Source organism: Mycobacterium sp. (genome assembly GCF_025965855.1).
Lineage (GTDB): Bacteria > Actinomycetota > Actinomycetes > Mycobacteriales > Mycobacteriaceae > Mycobacterium.
Window position 1 is genome coordinate 1 of record NZ_JAOPWB010000062.1, and the last position, 16,043, is coordinate 16,043.

Annotated in this window: 19 protein-coding genes; 9 read left to right on the plus strand and 10 right to left on the minus strand. The window is 65.9% G+C overall.

The window, feature by feature from the left end; genetic code table 11:
• From JWP83_RS04420 to JWP83_RS04450, 7 genes are all read left to right on the plus strand, one after another.
• Positions 1 to 185: Hsp20 family protein (locus JWP83_RS04420; protein WP_297726335.1), on the plus strand; the 185-nt coding region annotated here is incomplete at its 5' end.
• Between the two features lie 8 nt (positions 186 to 193).
• Positions 194 to 712 (plus strand): general stress protein, encoded by a 519-nt coding sequence (locus JWP83_RS04425; RefSeq protein ID WP_297726338.1) that lies wholly within the window; start codon positions 194 to 196, stop codon positions 710 to 712.
• On the plus strand, positions 697 to 2,577 hold the full coding sequence (gene dnaK, locus JWP83_RS04430) for a molecular chaperone DnaK (RefSeq protein WP_297726341.1): 1,881 nt from the start codon (positions 697 to 699) through the stop codon (positions 2,575 to 2,577). Before JWP83_RS04425 ends, dnaK begins: the two co-directional genes overlap by 16 nt.
• A gap of 5 nt (positions 2,578 to 2,582) precedes the next feature.
• On the plus strand, positions 2,583 to 3,101 hold the full coding sequence (locus tag JWP83_RS04435; RefSeq protein ID WP_297726344.1) for a nucleotide exchange factor GrpE: 519 nt from the start codon (positions 2,583 to 2,585) through the stop codon (positions 3,099 to 3,101).
• Between the two features lie 6 nt (positions 3,102 to 3,107).
• Positions 3,108 to 4,031 carry a J domain-containing protein gene (locus tag JWP83_RS04440; RefSeq protein ID WP_297726347.1) on the plus strand — a complete coding sequence of 308 codons (924 nt, stop codon included), beginning with the start codon at positions 3,108 to 3,110 and terminating at the stop codon, positions 4,029 to 4,031.
• Between the two features lie 48 nt (positions 4,032 to 4,079).
• The gene (locus tag JWP83_RS04445; RefSeq protein ID WP_297726350.1) at positions 4,080 to 4,394 is read left to right on the plus strand and encodes a thioredoxin domain-containing protein; all 315 of its coding nucleotides are present in this window, start codon (positions 4,080 to 4,082) and stop codon (positions 4,392 to 4,394) included.
• On the plus strand, positions 4,391 to 4,657 hold the full coding sequence (locus JWP83_RS04450) for a UBP-type zinc finger domain-containing protein (protein WP_297726353.1): 267 nt from the start codon (positions 4,391 to 4,393) through the stop codon (positions 4,655 to 4,657). Before JWP83_RS04445 ends, JWP83_RS04450 begins: the two co-directional genes overlap by 4 nt.
• 74 nt (positions 4,658 to 4,731) lie before the next feature.
• Here the strand turns inward: JWP83_RS04450 and JWP83_RS04455 are convergent, their stop codons facing one another.
• The 3 genes from JWP83_RS04455 to JWP83_RS04465 form a co-directional block, all read right to left on the minus strand.
• Positions 4,732 to 5,763 carry a glycosyltransferase family 4 protein gene (locus tag JWP83_RS04455; protein ID WP_297726356.1) on the minus strand — a complete coding sequence of 344 codons (1,032 nt, stop codon included), beginning with the start codon at positions 5,761 to 5,763 and terminating at the stop codon, positions 4,732 to 4,734.
• Positions 5,764 to 6,018: 255 nt separating this feature from the next.
• Complete coding sequence (locus JWP83_RS04460) at positions 6,019 to 6,435, minus strand: STAS domain-containing protein (protein WP_297726360.1); 417 nt, start codon at positions 6,433 to 6,435, stop codon at positions 6,019 to 6,021.
• 218 nt (positions 6,436 to 6,653) lie between these two features.
• Entirely contained in the window at positions 6,654 to 8,336 is a 1,683-nt protein-coding gene (locus JWP83_RS04465; RefSeq protein WP_297726363.1) for a helix-turn-helix domain-containing protein, read from the minus strand.
• 816 nt (positions 8,337 to 9,152) lie between these two features.
• Here JWP83_RS04465 and JWP83_RS04470 point away from each other — a divergent pair.
• The gene (locus JWP83_RS04470) at positions 9,153 to 9,530 is read left to right on the plus strand and encodes an STAS domain-containing protein (protein WP_297726366.1); all 378 of its coding nucleotides are present in this window, start codon (positions 9,153 to 9,155) and stop codon (positions 9,528 to 9,530) included.
• A gap of 7 nt (positions 9,531 to 9,537) precedes the next feature.
• Here JWP83_RS04470 and JWP83_RS04475 read toward each other — a convergent pair whose 3' ends face one another.
• From JWP83_RS04475 to JWP83_RS04495, 5 genes are read right to left on the minus strand one after another with little or no spacing between them, the layout of a single operon-like run.
• Entirely contained in the window at positions 9,538 to 10,830 is a 1,293-nt protein-coding gene (locus tag JWP83_RS04475) for a UDP-glucose/GDP-mannose dehydrogenase family protein (protein ID WP_297726369.1), read from the minus strand.
• Positions 10,831 to 10,835: 5 nt separating this feature from the next.
• Positions 10,836 to 11,783: a glycosyltransferase family 9 protein gene (locus JWP83_RS04480; RefSeq protein ID WP_297726372.1), complete on the minus strand. Its 948-nt coding sequence runs from the start codon at positions 11,781 to 11,783 to the stop codon at positions 10,836 to 10,838.
• A complete protein-coding gene (locus JWP83_RS04485; RefSeq protein ID WP_297726376.1) occupies positions 11,771 to 12,091 on the minus strand; it encodes a hypothetical protein in 321 nt (106 codons plus the stop codon). The genes JWP83_RS04480 and JWP83_RS04485 overlap by 13 nt, the downstream gene beginning before the upstream one ends.
• 34 nt (positions 12,092 to 12,125) lie before the next feature.
• A complete protein-coding gene (locus JWP83_RS04490; protein ID WP_297726392.1) occupies positions 12,126 to 12,293 on the minus strand; it encodes a hypothetical protein in 168 nt (55 codons plus the stop codon).
• Positions 12,294 to 12,317: 24 nt separating this feature from the next.
• Positions 12,318 to 13,283, minus strand: a complete 966-nt coding sequence (locus JWP83_RS04495) for an NAD-dependent epimerase/dehydratase family protein (RefSeq protein WP_297726380.1) — start codon at positions 13,281 to 13,283, stop codon at positions 12,318 to 12,320.
• A gap of 70 nt (positions 13,284 to 13,353) precedes the next feature.
• Here JWP83_RS04495 and JWP83_RS04500 point away from each other — a divergent pair, with 70 nt between their 5' ends.
• The gene (locus JWP83_RS04500) at positions 13,354 to 14,244 is read left to right on the plus strand and encodes a glycosyltransferase family 2 protein (protein ID WP_297726382.1); all 891 of its coding nucleotides are present in this window, start codon (positions 13,354 to 13,356) and stop codon (positions 14,242 to 14,244) included.
• An 11-nt stretch (positions 14,245 to 14,255) separates the two neighbouring features.
• Here JWP83_RS04500 and JWP83_RS04505 read toward each other — a convergent pair whose 3' ends face one another.
• Together JWP83_RS04505 and JWP83_RS04510 are read right to left on the minus strand one after the other, a co-directional pair.
• Positions 14,256 to 15,482: a glycosyltransferase gene (locus JWP83_RS04505; protein WP_297726386.1), complete on the minus strand. Its 1,227-nt coding sequence runs from the start codon at positions 15,480 to 15,482 to the stop codon at positions 14,256 to 14,258.
• 19 nt (positions 15,483 to 15,501) lie between these two features.
• Positions 15,502 to 16,043: glycosyltransferase (locus tag JWP83_RS04510; RefSeq protein WP_297726389.1), on the minus strand; the 542-nt coding region annotated here is incomplete at its 5' end.

The following is a 16,043-nucleotide window of genomic DNA, read 5'->3' on the forward strand; positions in this document are numbered from 1 at the left end:
AACTGTTTCTCGGTGACAACCTAGATCCGACCAAACTCAGCGCCGCGTGCGAGCGGGGTGTGCTCACCTTGACCATTCCCGTCTCGGAGGCAAGCAAGCCCCGCAAGGTCGAGATCGGCAGTTCCGACGAGGGTCGGAAGTCCGTCCAAACGGATTCCGGTCAGCGCGAGTCGGTTAACGCATAGGGCTCGCGATGATTCAGCACACCGCGATGGCCTCGGCGGTCCGGCCGGACGCGCCGGCCCGCCAGGCCATCGCCACCTTCGATAACTATGCCGACGCCGAACGGACAGTGGACTACCTCGCCGATCTGCAGTTCCCGGTGAACCGGCTGGCGATCGTCGGCCGAGATCTGGAGTTGGTCGAGCAGGTCACCGGGCACATGAACTACGGCCTGGCGGCGCTGCGCGGCGCAATCTCAGGTGGTCTGGTGGGAGCGCTGATCGGCTGGGTTTTCGGTGTCTTCAGTTGGATTCACCCGTTGATAGCCGGGCTGGTGCTCGCGTTCTATGGCCTCATCTTCGGTGCCGTGGTGGGAGCGTTGATCGGCATGCTCGTGTACGGGATGCAACGCGGTCGACGCGATTTCGCGGCGGTCACCACACTTCAGCCGAGACATTTCGACGTCGTCGCCGACGTAGCGGTCGCCCAGCGCGCTCTGCAACTCCTCAAAGGACCAACGGAAGGGACTACTACATGGCAACCGCAGTAGGAATCGATCTCGGGACGACGAATTCCGTCATCGCCGCGTGGCAGGGGGGCGAACCGGTGGTGATCCCCAACGCCGAGGGAGCACGAACCACCCCGTCGGTCGTGGCCTTTACCGAGAGCGGGGAGCGCCTGGTCGGGCAACTGGCCAGGCGACAATCCATCATGAACCCCAAGGGCACCATCTACTCGGCGAAGCGATTCATTGGCCGCCGTTTCTCGGAGGTCTCCGAGGAGGCAAAGGCTGTCAGCTTTGATGTCGTCGAAGGTGAAGGCGGCGCAGCCCGATTCGAGGTGCGCGGCAAGCTATACGCGCCGGAGGAAATCAGCGCCCAGGTGCTGCGCAAACTCGCCGACGATGCGGGCAAGTTTCTGGGTGAGCGAGTGGGCGAAGCCGTCATCACTGTCCCGGCTTACTTCAACGACGCCCAGCGCAACGCCACCAAGGACGCGGGGCGGATTGCCGGTCTGGAAGTTCTGCGCATCATCAACGAGCCGACCGCAGCGGCGCTCGCATACGGCTTGGATAAGAAGGGACACGAAACCGTTCTCGTCTTCGACCTCGGGGGCGGCACCTTCGACGTGAGCCTGCTCGACGTCGGTGACGGCGTGGTGGAAGTCCGCGCCACCGCGGGCGATTCCCACTTGGGCGGCGACGATTTCGACCGCCGGCTGGTGGACTATCTGGCCGATGAGTTTCAGCGTGAGAACGGCATCGATCTGCGCTCGGACCCCCAAGCTTTGCAGCGGTTGTTCGAGGCGGCGGAGAAGGCCAAAGTCGAGCTGTCATCGGTGGCGCAGAGCCAGGTGAACCTGCCATTCATCACTGCGGACGCCGGCGGGCCAAAACACCTCACCATGACGATCATGCGGTCCAAGTTCGACGACCTCACCGCCGATCTGGTCGAGCGCTGCATGGGTCCGGTCAAGCAGGCGATGAGCGACGCGAAGGTATCGGCCAACGATATCGACGAGGTCATCCTGGTCGGCGGGTCGACTCGCATCCCCGCCGTCCAGGCCCTCGTCCGCCGGCTCACCGGCGGCAAGGACCCGAACATGAGCGTGAACCCCGACGAGGTGGTCGCGATGGGGGCGGCGGTGCAGGCGGGGGTGCTCAAAGGTGAGGTTACCGACGTCCTCCTGCTCGACGTGACACCGTTGTCGTTGGGCGTGGAAACCCGCGGCGGCGTGATGACCAAGATCATCGAACGCAACACCACGATCCCGGTGCGGCGCAGCGAAGTATTCACCACCGCCGAAGACAACCAACCCGCCGTCGACATCGTCGTACTGCAGGGTGAGCGCGAATTAGCCAGGGACAACCGGGTGCTCGGCCGGTTCAGCTTGCAGAACATCCGCCCTGCACCGCGCGGCGAGCCGCAGATCGAAGTCATCTTCGACATCGACGCCAACGGCATCCTCAACGTCACCGCGCGGGATAAGGACACCGGTGCCGAACAGAGCATCACCATCAGCGAGCAGTCAAACCTCGACAAGAGTGAGGTCGAGCGGATGGTCGCCGAGGCCGAAGCGCATCGCCGGGAAGACGAGCAGCTCCGCCGGGCGGTCGAAGCGCGCAACGAGCTTGACTCGGTGGCATACCAGGTGGAGCGACGGCTTGCCCAGCTCGGCGACTCGGCCCCGCCCCATGAGCGGGCGCGCGCGGAGACGCTGATCACCGATGCCCGGCAGGCCGTCAAAGAGGAAGCACCACTCGACCGAGTCCAGTCGTTGACCTCGGAGCTGCAGCAACTCCTCTATGGCTTGCAGTCTGCCCCAACCGCTGGCGGCAACGGACAGCCGTCCGGCAACGGAGACGGGTCAAGATCGGACGATGACGTCGTCGACGCCGAGTTCGACCGGGGCTGAGCGGTATGGGCATCCCCGCGGAACAATCGACCAGTGAGCAGAACCACGACAGGCCGACCGACGCTACTGCGGAACCCGTTGCCAACCAAGCTGATTGGGACGAAGAGCTGGCTCGGCTCGAGGACCGCTGGCGGCGAGCGGTTGCTGACCTGGACAACTTGCGCAAGCGATACGCACGCGAATTGGACCGAGAGCGCGGGGCGGAACGCTCAACGGTGGCCCGGGCGTGGCTTCCGATCGTGGACAACCTGGAGCGAGCCGTCAGTCATGCGCGCGACGAAGCGGTCATCGACGGTTTGCGCAACATCCTCCAAGAAGCGGTGCAGGTGCTGGAACGTCTGGGCTACCCGCGTGATGCGGCGACCGGGGTGCCGTTCGACCCGGAGCGCCATGAGGTCGTCGGCGTGGCCGATCATCAGGACAGCGCGCCCGGGACGGTTTTGGAGGTGATTCGCCCCGGCTATGGCGAGGGCTCGCGACAGCTCCGCCCGGCGGCCGTGGTGGTCAGCCGGCGCGAGGAGTGAGGTCTGGTGGCCCGCGATTACTACGAGGTGCTCGGGATCTCGCGAGACGCGACGGCCGACCAGATCCAGCAGGCGTTTCGCACGCAGGCCCGCAAATACCACCCTGACATCAATAAGGATCCTGGCGCAGAGGACCGGTTCAAAGAGATCAACGAGGCCTATCACGTCCTGGCCGACCCGCAAACCCGTCGGCGCTACGACCGGTTCGGGGAGGACTTCCGACGAGTTCCAGAGGACTGGGACGAGCGAGTCGGCGCTGGAGCAAGCGGCTCGACCCGATTTCGTAGCGGCGATCGATCCGGCCCCCGTGTGCGCTTCGGACAGGGCTTCGGTGGCGCCGGCGGCATCAACATCGAAGATCTTTTCGGCGACATCTTTTCGGGCGGTAGTGGCTTCGGACCCGCGCCCGGCGCCGACCAGGAGGCAGTGCTGGAACTGACCATCGAGGAGGCCTACCGCGGCGGCCGACGACAGATCTCCCTGAACGGTCGCAACTACACCGTGAACATTCCGGCCGGAGTCGTCGACGGGCAGCGGATCCGCTTGGCCGGTCAGGGCGGGCGGGGCAGCGGGGATGGGTCGCCAGGCGACCTGTATCTGGTCGTTCGGATCGCACCGCATCCCCACTTCCGGCTTGATGGCCGCGACCTAATCGTCGATCTGCCCGTCTCACCCTGGGAAGCGGCGCTCGGAGCAACCGTCGCGATTCGCACCCCCGGAGGGGAGGCCAAGGTCAAGGTGCCCCCCGGTTCCTCGACCGGCAGGCGGTTACGGCTGCGGGGCGAAGGGATGCCCAACCCGCGTGGTGCGCCGGGCGACCTGTACACCGAGATAAAAGTTATGGTGCCGCCCAAACCCACTGCCCGAGAACGCGAGTTGTTTCGGCAGCTGGCCACCGTGTCGACGTTCGACCCGCGGAGGGGACGATGACGGCACCCGCCGCTCGCTATACCTTGGCGCGTCGGACGGGATTGTGCCTTGATTGTCGAAAAGGCCTTGATGCCAGTGCTTGTCGACTTGCGGGCAAGCTGGTGTGGACCATGCCATATGGTGAGCCCGGCGTTGGAACAACTCGCCGCCGAACGCGCCGGTCAGCTGAAACTGGTCAAAGTCGACGCGGACAAGGCACCGGTGATCTCACAGCGCTTCACCATTCGTGTGGTACCTACGCTACCGCTCATAGACCGCGGGCAGGTTTTGGCCCGCCAATTGGTCGCCGCTTCCGTTGCGGCGTTGAGAGATTGGCTCGACAGATTGCTTTCAGGACACACCCTTAAGGAGGCACGTTCATGACCTCGACACACATCGATCCCGATGTCGTCGCGATTAGGCCCGTAAGCCCGCGTACCCACAAGGGCTGCCAGGAGTGCCTGCGGCTCGGCACCCAGTGGGTGCATTTGCGGCTATGCCTCACGTGTGGACACGTCGGCTGCTGCGATTCTTCACCGATGCGGCACGCCGCCGTGCACTTCCTTGACTCTGAGCACCCCATCGTGCAGTCCTTGGAGTCCGGAGAAACGTGGCGATGGTGCTATGTGCATGAAAACTATGTCTAGCTACGCCGCTGTCACGGGTGGACCGGCGCCGGATGTCCAGGCGTCGACCGCACTCTCCACGCCATAGATAAATGTCACTGCGCCAGCATGTCTCGGTAGACAGCGAGATGGTCGGCGACCATGCGGGTGGTGGAGAACCGTTCGATCACCGCGGCGCGGCAGGCTGCCCGGTTCAGATCGTGGATCTGTTGTACGGCCTCGACTAGGGAAGCCGGCTCGGAGCACAGGAAACCGGTGTGGCCGTCGTCGACAATCTCCGGGGCGGCACCGTTTGGGCAAGCGACCACCGGTGTCGCGCACGCCATCGCCTCGATCATGACCAGCCCGAAGGGTTCGGACCATTGGATCGGATTGAGCAGCGCCGACGCACCGCCCATCAGTGCAAGCTTTATCTCGCCGGCTACCTCCCCGACAAAGTGCACGCCGTCGTCAAGCAACGGCTCGATCTGTTCGGCGAAGTATCGCTGCTCGGCCGCCTCGCGCGCCTTGGCCGCAATGACCAGGCGCTGACCGGCGGCTCGGGCTATCGCCACCGCTTCGCGAACCCCCTTGTCCGGTGTCATCCGCCCCAGAAACAGCAGATAGCCGCCGTCACCGCGTCCCACCGGGTACTGGTCAGGGTCGATGCCGTGGTGGATCACGCGGTCCACAGCGATTTCGGGTGCGCTCGCTGCCTGGTTCTGCGATATCGCGATCACCGGCAGCCGCTTGCCGTAGCGGCGGTAGATGGCCCGCAATTCGCCGTCGAACGGCCCGTGGCATGTCGTGACGACGCGCTCGTGGCCACAGGCCAGCGCCCAGGCCGGCCCGAGCAGGGTGTGATCGTGCACGACGTCGCAGCCAGCGAGCGCCTCGTAACCGTGCATGACGTGTGTTAGTTCCACGACACTGGCGCCGATGCGATCCGAGGCGCCCGTGGTGAGCTCATAGAGGACGGGGACCGGTGCGGTGCTGTCGCCGGTCGCGTAGAGCATGACGTCGTGTCCTGCAGCGACCAGGCCGCGCGCCAGTTCGCTTACCACCGACTCCGTGCCGCCATAGGCCGGTGGCGGTACCGCAACCCACGGAGGCGCCAACAGTCCGATGCTTAGAGTTCGAGGTCTCATCGACCAATCATCAGAAACCAAGGGCGACTAGCGCACCGGCCCAGCGGAGCAGAATACACCGCCAACGGTGGTCCTCCGGAACGAGTAGCGTGAGGCCCTGGGGCACTTGATGTTTCGTCTGCACTGGGCGCAACCCAGAATTGAGGTCACGTCCCGCCGTCGCACGCAGCGGCATCGGCTATGAATTGAGTCGCCGAGGTCAAGACCCAGCAGGGCTGAACACGGCCCGCGGTGACGACACCGAAACTGATTCCATCAAAGTGACTGGGTTCTATGGCCTTTCACCAGCGCGGAGCTGGTGCCCAAGACCGATGTAGAGCGCCGCGGGAGGGTGCGCGACGACGACGCTTCATCGGGGCGATGTTGGAGAATGTCGAATCGATCCGCGGTCCCCGTCACCGCGAGCAGCCGCCACACAGGTGCGGGTAACTGCGACAACCGGATCGAGCCACCGGCTGCGGTGGCACGCCGGTCAAGTTCGGCAAGCGCCGTCAGTGCTGCGGTGCCGAAGAAACTGATGCCGGCAAGGTCGACGACCAGGTCCCGCCCGGCCAGCGCGACGGGTCGCAGTCGGTCGACCAAGCACTGCGCCGTACTCATGTCCAGTTCGCCGTTCAGATAAGCGACAGCACGCTGCTCATCGATGTCCACCGCGCATGTGAATATGTCCATTGTTCCGCTCAATTCGCCGGGTCGGTTGACACTGTGGGCATACTCTGCCAAACGAACAGGATCGCTGCATCGACCCTGCAGAGCCAAACAAGGGCAACCCGGCAGACCTTTGGGGACCGCTAATCGGGAGCGTTTGAGTGGCGGCCCTACGGGTATGCCGGTGCGGATCGTGCCGTATCTGCCAGACGAACGAGCGACGTTTCCTTCTAATGTCCCGTTCAGCGAGCGGGATTGAGGAATCGCCAGGCCCTGGTCGCGACATGCAGATTGAATCGGTTATCGACATCGCGGAGGTCGACGCCAGTGATTTCCCGAATGCGGGAAAGCCTGTACCGCAAGGTGCTGCGGTGGATATGCAGGGTGGCGGCCGATTCCGAATAGCTGCCACCACATTCCAGGTATTGGCTGAGCGTGAGAACCAGCTCGGAGTTTCTGCTCTCGTCGTAGTCGAGGAGTGCTCCCAGCCATTCGCGCACGAACCCTTCGACCGCGCCTGCGCGATGTGCGGCATCGATCAAGCGATAGAAACCGAGTTCGTCGAACGCCGAGGCGCCCTCGGGGCTCGCAGAGCGCAGCCGAATGTTCAGCGCTCGTCGCGCCTCAGCGAATGACTGCGGGAAGTCAGCGGGCACCTCGCACCGAGAGCCGATGCCGATCACGCTCGTCCTTCGCCCGAGGTGGTCGCTGATCACACGGTCCAGCGCGCGGGGATCCGGTCGGCCGTCGACGAGCAGAACGACCAGACCCGCGTGCCGGCCTTGCAGATAGTTCAGATTCAATGCAACCGCGGCCCGTCCGGTTGCGCCACCCAACGCACCTTCCGCGCGCCCAGTACTTTGCACCACCACCACATAATGCGGGCGTCGCAGGTCATGGCCCAGGGCATCGGCGCGGGCATACGCCCCGTCGGGGTCGGTGCCCGCCAACAGGTCGTCGACAAGGTCGCGGCGCACGTTGAGCTCGATCTCACCGAGGTGTCGCTGATGGGCCAGTTCCGACGCCAACGCAGTGCTGCTGCAGCGCAGCGCGAACACGCTGTCCTCGGTCGCGCGGCGGTCCGGGTCGATCAGTGCCAGGACACCGAGAATCTCGGCACCAGGTTGAACGAGGATGAGCAACCGGTCGCCGATCCTGGCCGCACCGGCATGAGTAGCCAGCTCGCGCAGCGAGGACTCGCGCTGCTCCGGTGCGTCTTTGGGGTAATCAGCTGGGCGCCCCGGACCTGACCAGTTTCGTAGATTGCCGAACTTGTCTTCCAGGGCCACCGGAAGTTCGGTCAGCTCATGGAGCGCGTCCACGATCCCCTGCTCACCGATTTCCGCCGCCTCGGCGGCAGCCAGCATCTCACGCACCTTTAATTGTCGTTGCAGTCGCAATACGCTCGTGGCGAGGCTGCGATTCGTTGTCTCAAATTCGGTGTTCACGGTTGCCAGTTGGGTGGCACGACCGGAGTCGCGGTCATGCATCGCCGCGTTCGCCAAGGCGGCGCCCGTCTGCTGGGTCAAAATGGTGAGCACCAGGATCTGATTCTTCTCGGGTTCACTGGCGGCACTGACGACTAGACACCCGTTGACGATGCTCTGGTGACGCAGCGGGAACGCCCATCCCCACCGTCGGTCGTCGTCCATCGTGACCTGCCCGTCACAGCCGCTCTCGCGGACTCGCCGCTCAAGGTCGAGGTCCTCCGGTTGCGACGAGGGACAGCGAACGAACGCTCCTTCGACGACACGATAGCTCGCCTCGACCCGGCACGGCGAAACAGTGCTGATCGCGGCCGCGGCCACGCGAAGAATCTCGGCGGCGTCGTGGTCATCGAAGGTGACTTGCGACAGTGCAGTCAAACTTGACGAAATCTCTTCGAACCCGGCGTCGTCGTACTGACTAACCGATTCGACGTTCATAACAAGAACCACGCGATTGCGCGCCCACGCCCGGCTAACAGGGGTTGGGGTTTCACTCCGCTGGTACCCGCAGCCGAAAGACGCCCGGAGCCGCGCCTAGCTGCACCCCCTTCCCAGGCCGCCGCGAGCCGGCAGCCGTTTGGTCGCGACCCAACGGCCGTTGACATCTAGGCTGAACGACCGCTGGGCGCCCACCGGCGGAGAACCGCTGATACACCGGTACCGAGGCGTAGCGAAACTCGACCGTTCGAACCGCCAATTTCAGCGCTGGGCGGGCAGCTGCTCGCTGGACGCGGCCGTACAGCGGTATCAGTCCGCTGATCTCAAACGTCGTGTTTGCCTGCGCCTCCTGTGAACATGATTCCTGGCCCGCGTCAGGACAAACACCGACATGACCTTGAGGCGGATCACCGCGCATCCGCGCTATCGGGTCGAACCACCCCAGGATCGTGGGACACCGACTCATTGCGGTATCCGACCGTTCTCCACAAGTTCATTCCCCCCGCACCGCCATCAACAGCGGCACACCACCGACGATCTCACCGCGGGGGTGGCGAGACAGCCCATGAAACGAAGGATTACGCCTGGCCTGACCGCAAAGCGAACTGTGGAGCCTGGACAACGGGGCAGCGTTGAGTTCGGCGGTCTCTTCAGGTCGGTCACCCTCGCCGTCGGCTTGAGCAAATCGGTCAGCGAACGGCCATCTTCGTTCGAGCCACACGGGACGCGAAGCGGACAACATCGGACGCTTTGCGGATATCACACGCCTGCTCCGGTGCACTTTACTAACTCCTGATTACGTCCGTGGGAGGTGACGTGAGCCAAGATGGCAATGGAAAACGAGCCCGGTCGATCACCATCAACGTGCAACGATTGACCGCCGGCAGCACCGTCGTACACCTTGTTGGCGACCTGATCGGTGACGCCACAGCGGCGATGCAGCAGACTCTCGTCGACGAACTGTCGCGGGCACCGACACAATTAATAGTCGACCTTTCCGCAATCACACGTATCGATGCCGGTGGCGTCCGTGCTCTTGCAGCCGCTGCCGCGGTCGCCGGCGAGTCGGACCGCGCTTTCTGCTTGGTAGACGGGAGGGCAGGTCCAGTCCAGGCTGCTATCGCCGCAGAGCAGTTGAGCGAGCTGTTCGAAATCTTCTCGTCGATCAGCGAGGCGGTGCAGGACTGCGACTGACCCACGGTCAGAAGCCCGACGGGGTTCCGTTTCCGAGGTAGATCAAACCGGTGTCGGAGACCACCGCGGGATCCAGAAGGTTACGGGTGTCCACCACCACCGCGCCCGGCGCCTGCTCGGCGAGCACCGTCCAGTTCAGCTCACGGAACTGCGGCCACTCGGTGAGCACCACGATGGCATCGGCATCCTTGGCGGCAAGGTATGGGTCATCAACGGCCACGATTGCGGACCGGCGCACTTCGACGGGATCGAGGGAAGCGATCCTGGGGTCGTAGCCGGTGATCTGCACGCCCGCGCGGGCCAAGTCGGCGCAGATCGTCAGCGCCGGCGAGTCACGCACGTCGCTGGTGCCGGCCTTGAATGTCAGCCCCATGGCCGTCACACGTGCGGACGACAGAGGTGAGGACATCGCCCGTCGCAGCGCGGCCGCGATGCGGCCCGGCTGAGCGGCGTTGGTCGTGCGGGCCGACTCCACTTCGGGCAGCTCGACGCCGTTCTCCCGCCCGGTGTGCAGCAGCGCGGCGGTGTCCTTGGGCAGACAGGAACCTCCCCACCCCGGGCCCGGCCGCAAGAAGTGCTGGCCGATCCGCACGTCGGCGCCCATGCAGCGGGTCACGTCTTCGATGTTGGCTCCCACCCGGGCGCACAACCCTGCCAGCGAGTTCGTATATGAAATCTTCACGGCCAGAAAGGCATTGCTGGCGTACTTGGCGACTTCGGCGCTTTCCGGGCTCATCCGCAACGTCTGCGCGTCGCCGCTGCCGTACACGCGGTCGACCGTGTCCGCCGCGTCGTCGTCTGTCGCGCCGATGATAATTCGGTCGGGGTGCCGAAAGTCGTAGATCGCATGGCCTTCGCGCAGGAACTCAGGATTGGACACTGCCCGGATGCCGGTGCCGTAAAGACGCCGCGCAACCCTATGCGCGGTCCCCACCGGGACGGTCGACTTCAAAGCAATCACCGATGCCGCGCACAGCACCCCGGCCAATTCGTCGATGGCCGCCTCGACGGCGCTCAGGTCGGCCGAGCCGTCGGATCGGCTCGGGGTGGGCACGCAGACGAACACCACGTCGCGGTCCGCCAGCGCGTCGTAATCGGCGTAGAACCGCAGCGTGCCGCTGTGTAAACCGTGGTCCAGCAGCAGGGGCAGGGCTGGTTCGTCGAGCAGTGCGACGCCGCGCCGCAGCTGTGCGACCTTGTCCCGGTCGACATCGACGCAGATGGTGTCATGTTGGCGTTCGGCCAGGCACACGGCGGTGGTGAGACCGACGTAGCCCGCCCCGACGACGCCGATCCGCATCCCGGTCACCCGCAGTCCCGCAGCAGATGCTGTGCGGCGTCCAGTACACGCGAGACCGCGATCAGCAAGAGCCCGCTGTGCGGTCGATCGGCATGGGGGTCACCCTTGTCCCCGGCCCACACCGCTATGTGCGGGCCGGGCCCACGCGGTCCCCAGTGGTTGGGCGGCGTTGGGCCGAACAACAGCACCGACGGCGCGCCGGTCGCAGTGGCGATGTGCCCGACACCGGTGTCGCCACAGATCAGCAGGCGGCAGTCGCTGATCAGTGCGATCAGCCCGAGCAGGCCGAGAGTGCCTGCCAGCACAGCGGATTCGGGCAGACCCGCTAACCGCACGACCGAGCGCGCCAGGTCGAGTTCGTAGCAGTCGCCGGTGATCACAACGTCGTGGCCGGCGTGGTGCAGCGCGGCCGCCACCGCAGCGAAGCGCTCGGCGGGCCAGCGCCGCGCCGCCGCGCCGGCACCCGGGTGGATGACCACCAGGCCGGACCGATCGGGAAATCCGCGCGGCCGGGCAATGGCGAGATCTTCTGGGTCACACGCGATTCCGGCCCATTCCAGCAGCCGGCACCACCGATCGACCTCGTGCAGGTCGGCGCGCCACGGCGGCCCATCCAGGCCGGGGTAGTTGGCGTGCCGGTGGCTGAGCAGCGCACCGGGACCAAGCGCAAGCAGGTCGGCGATGCTTTCTGGGCCGCTGCCGTGCAGATTCACCGCCAGACCGGGCGGTGCGGCGCGACCCTGCAGCCGGCCGAGCCCGGAGGTGGGCGCGACTTGGTCGATCGCGCCGGACAACATGGCCAGCTTGCAGAACCGCTCGGGAGTGGCGAGGACGATGTGCGCATCCGGGTAAGCCCGCCGCAGCCCGCGCAGCGCTGGTAACCCGGTCAGCAGATCACCGAGTCCCAGCGCCCGCAACACCACAAGGCGCTCCGCAGCGGCTAGGGCGGCCATGAGGACTCCGTCGATGCGCAGAGGACCATCTCTCGCACCCCGCAACCCGGTGGCTGCGACGGGGCGAAGACCGCCGCCGCGGCGACGTCCTCGGGCTTGTTCAGCTGGGCGCCGGGGGCCGGCTTGTACTGGTCGTCGCGCCATTCGATGATTTCGTCCACTGCGGGCAGCAATTCGGCCGCCGCACGTTCGCGCGGTCCGGTCAGAAAAGCGACCCCGTAGTGGCTGGCGGCGACGGCCTGCACCGCCGGGCCGGTGATGAGGACATCACCGGCGCTGTCGACCCTGGCGACCACGGCGCCGTTCACCGGCACTCCTGCAGCACCGGGGATACCATCGCCATCACCTTGTATTCGTCACTGGGAGCTCCCAGGTGGAAAACGGCACCGCCTGCTTGCCGTGCTTACGCGGGGAGGACCGCCCTTCTTCTGCGGCGGCAACGATCTTCCCGTCTACCACCACGGCGGCGGGCGGATCGTGAAACACCGCGTTGATTCCCGGTATTCGCACTTTCCCTCCTGCTGCGTTCCTGGACTACGCGGACACCGCGAGCTGTGCGCGGAACCATTCGATGGTTTTGGCCAGCCCATCGGTGTAGGGCACTTGCGGTTGCCAGCCCAACCGGTCGCGGACCCAACCGATGTCGGGACAGCGGCGTTGCGGGTCCTCCTGCATCGCCGGCAGGTACCGGATCGGTGAGTCGCTGCTGGCCAGGTCGCGGACGAGTTCGGCGATGCGCTGCACAGTGAGCTCGTCGGGATTGCCGATGTTGACCGGTCCCGCACAGTCCGATCTGGCCAGCGCGAGAAGTCCCGCGACGGTGTCGTCGACGTAGCACAGAGAGCGGCTCTGCCTGCCGCTGCCAGTGACGGTGATGGGCTTTCCGGTCAGCGCCTGCCGGCAGAAGGTGGGCACCATGCGGCCGTCGTCTGATCGCATCCGGGGCCCGTAGGTGTTGAAGACGCGGGCCACCCCGACGTCGGCGGACGGAGCCCGCTGATAGACGAACCTCAGCGCCTCGGCAAAGCGCTTGGCTTCGTCGTACTCGCTGCGCGGCCCCGCCGGATTGACGTTGCCCCAATATGTTTCGTGCTGCGGATGCTGGAGCGGATCACCGTATACTTCGCTGGTAGAGGCCAGCACCATCCGGGCGCCGCACCGCTCGGCGATGTCGAGAACGTTGGCGGTGCCCAGCGCGCCGGTTCGCAAGGTCAGCAACGGCAGCCGCAGATAGTCAACCGGCGAGGCAGGTGACGCCAGATGGAAGATGCTGTCCACAACCGGGTGCGGCGGCAGGCCCGCCAACGGCTTAGTGTTGTCGTGTCGGACGAACTGATAGCCGGAGTCGTGAGGCAAGAGACCAGGGGCCCTCGGGGAGCTGGTGGACAGATCGTCGACGCAGATAACTCCGACTCCGTTGTCCAGCAGACGTTCGCACAGGTGGCCGCCGAGGAAGCCGCCACCACCGGTTATCAGGGCACGTCTGATTTCATGCACCATGCGCAGTCATCCCCGAAGAGGTTCGGCAACAGCCGTTTACGCCGCGCCGCACCGGGTAGCCGGCACGGTTATGGCAGCAGCCCAGCTGAACGCGGCCAGGACCTCGTTCGTGATCGCCAGCCGCAACCGTGCCGCCGAACTCGCGGCGACCATCACCCGGCTGCTCGACACCACGAACTGCCCGATCATCCTGGTGGACAACAACTCCGAGGATGATTCTGTCGCGACCGCACGACGCATCGAAGCACGGTCGGCGAACCGGCTGCACATCATCGAACTGGACTCCAACCGGGGCGCGGTGGGGCGCAATGTCGGAGTGGCGGCCTGCCGAACACCGTTTGTCGCGTTCTGCGATGACGACTCTTGGTGGGCGCCAGACGCTACCGCCATCGCCGAGGAGATATTCGACCGGCATCCGACCGTCGGCCTGCTGGCCGCCCGGACCAAGGTGTGGCCGCAGCGCCGAGACGACCCGCTGGCCGACGAGCTGGCCAACAGCGCGCTCGGGCGCCGCCTGGACCTGCCGGGGCCGTCGATCCTGGGCTTCCTGGCCTGTTCGGCGATGGTCCGCAAGCCCGCGTTCGTGGCGGCCGGCGGATTCAGTGACATCCTGCACTTTCGCGGCGAAGAGCAACTGCTCGCCCTTGACCTGGCGACGCTCGGCTGGGAGTTGTGTTACTGCCCCGAGCTGGTCGCCGTGCACCAGCCTTCCGCGCTGCGTCCGACCACGGCGGCACAGGACGCGCGTAGTCTGCGCAACGCCGTCCTCACCACCTGGATGCGACGCCCAATTCGCCACTGCGTCAAGGCAACCGGCAGTCTGATATCGGCGGCCCTGCACGACGGTGAGCACGCCCGGGGAGCCGCGCAGGCACTGATGAAGCTGCCCCAGGTCGTCGGTCAGCGCCGGCGGCTGCCCGCCAGCGTCGAGCAGGCGCTGACGCTGCTCGAATCGGGCTGAAGCCGCCCCGGTCATCCGGACTGCTTGCTGGATGCCGCCGTCGGCCGCGAGTAGCCGGCCGGCACCAACCGGTCATAGATCCGCAAAGTATCCCCGGCAATCCTGTCCCACGAATAACGGGACCGGGCACGATCGCGCCCGGCCGCGCCGAGGGAGCACCGGAGAAACGAATTACGTAATAGCGGGTAGATGGCCTCCGCGGTGTCGGTTGGACGCCTCGGCGGTACCAGTCGACCGGTCACGTCGTCCACGACCGTATCCAGCATGCCGCCGACGGCCGATGCCACCACGGGAATCCCGCAGGCCATCGCCTCCACCGGCACAATGCCAAACGGCTCATACCACGGGGTGCAGGCCACCACATCGGCCGACCGCAGCAGCGCAGGCATGTCCTCGCGGGCGACGGAACCGTGGAGCCGCATCCGGTCGCCGACGCCAAGCTCGGCGGCCAGGTCGCGCAGCCGGCATACCTCCGGATCGGAGTCGAACTGGGACCTGTCGGGTCCGCCGACGATGACCAGTTCGGTATTCGGCATCAGCGGCAGCGCGCGAATGACGACGTCGAAACCCTTGCGCGGCACCAACCTTCCGACGCTGACGATGCGATGCTGCGCTGTCCGCGGAGCTGGCGTCGCCACCGGAGTGAACAGGTCCAGGTTGACACCGCACGGAACGACCGAGATCCGGGATCGAGACCGGCCCATCCGGATCAGCTCGAACACCTCGTCGGTGCAGGTGGCAGCGACCCAGGTCGCGGTTCTGGCGAGCATCGCCTCCAGCCGTGGTCGCTCGGGGGGACTGGTGTCTTGGGCCCCCTGGTGGCGGCGCTTCACCACCCCGAGCGCGTGAAATGTCTGCACGGCGGGCAGGTTGACGTGCCGGGCCGCCAACTGGGTGGCGATGCCCGACATCCAGAAATGGGCATGGGTGACGTCGGGCCGGTCCGCGGCCCACTGGGCATCCAGGTACCGGGCGAACGGGCCCATGTACCGCAGCAACTCATCCTTTGGCAGATGCTCCGGCGGCCCGGCCGGCACGTGAACCACCGTGTAGCCGTGCGGAGTCTCGACACGTTCAGGCAGATCGGGGTCGTCCCGACGGGTGTATACCGTCACCCGGTGACCACGACGCGCCAGCCCCGCCGAGAGCTCCGCCACGTGCACGTTCTGTCCGCCCGCGTCGACGCTGCCCAGCATCGCCAGCGGGCTCGCGTGCTCTGAAACCATTGCGATTTTCATCGGCCCCACTCCCCCAAGCTCATCCGCAGCACTCGTCGATGACGCAGTCCCATCGAGCAAGAAAACGGTCCAGCGCAAAATGCGCCATCGCGAAGTCGCGGGCCGACTTGCCGGCCACCGTCGCCGCGCCAAGATCGGTGACAAACCCTTCCAGCGCGTGGGCCAGCGTCCGGACATCCGCGCTCACGACGCCCGCCTCCGCGGGCACCACCAGCGGCGCCATCGTGGACGCGACCGCCACCACCGGCATTCCGAGGTACATCGCCTCAATCAGCGACATACCCAGGGACGTCCACCGGGCGGTGTGCAGATAGACCCGGCGGCGGGCGACCTGCCGCATCAGCAGCCGCGGCGGCACATCGCCCTTGCCCCTGACCCGACCGCCTACAGCGCTGTTGAGTGCGGCAGTGTAGATACCCCAGACGTCGATCGGGGTGTGCTCGGCCAGTTCGACGAGCAGATCGGCCCCCACCGTGCGCCAGCGACGCAGCGGCTCGTTGATCATGGTCGCCGCGGCCGCGATGTCGCCGGTGTAAAGCCGACCGGGGTCGGCGATGCCAT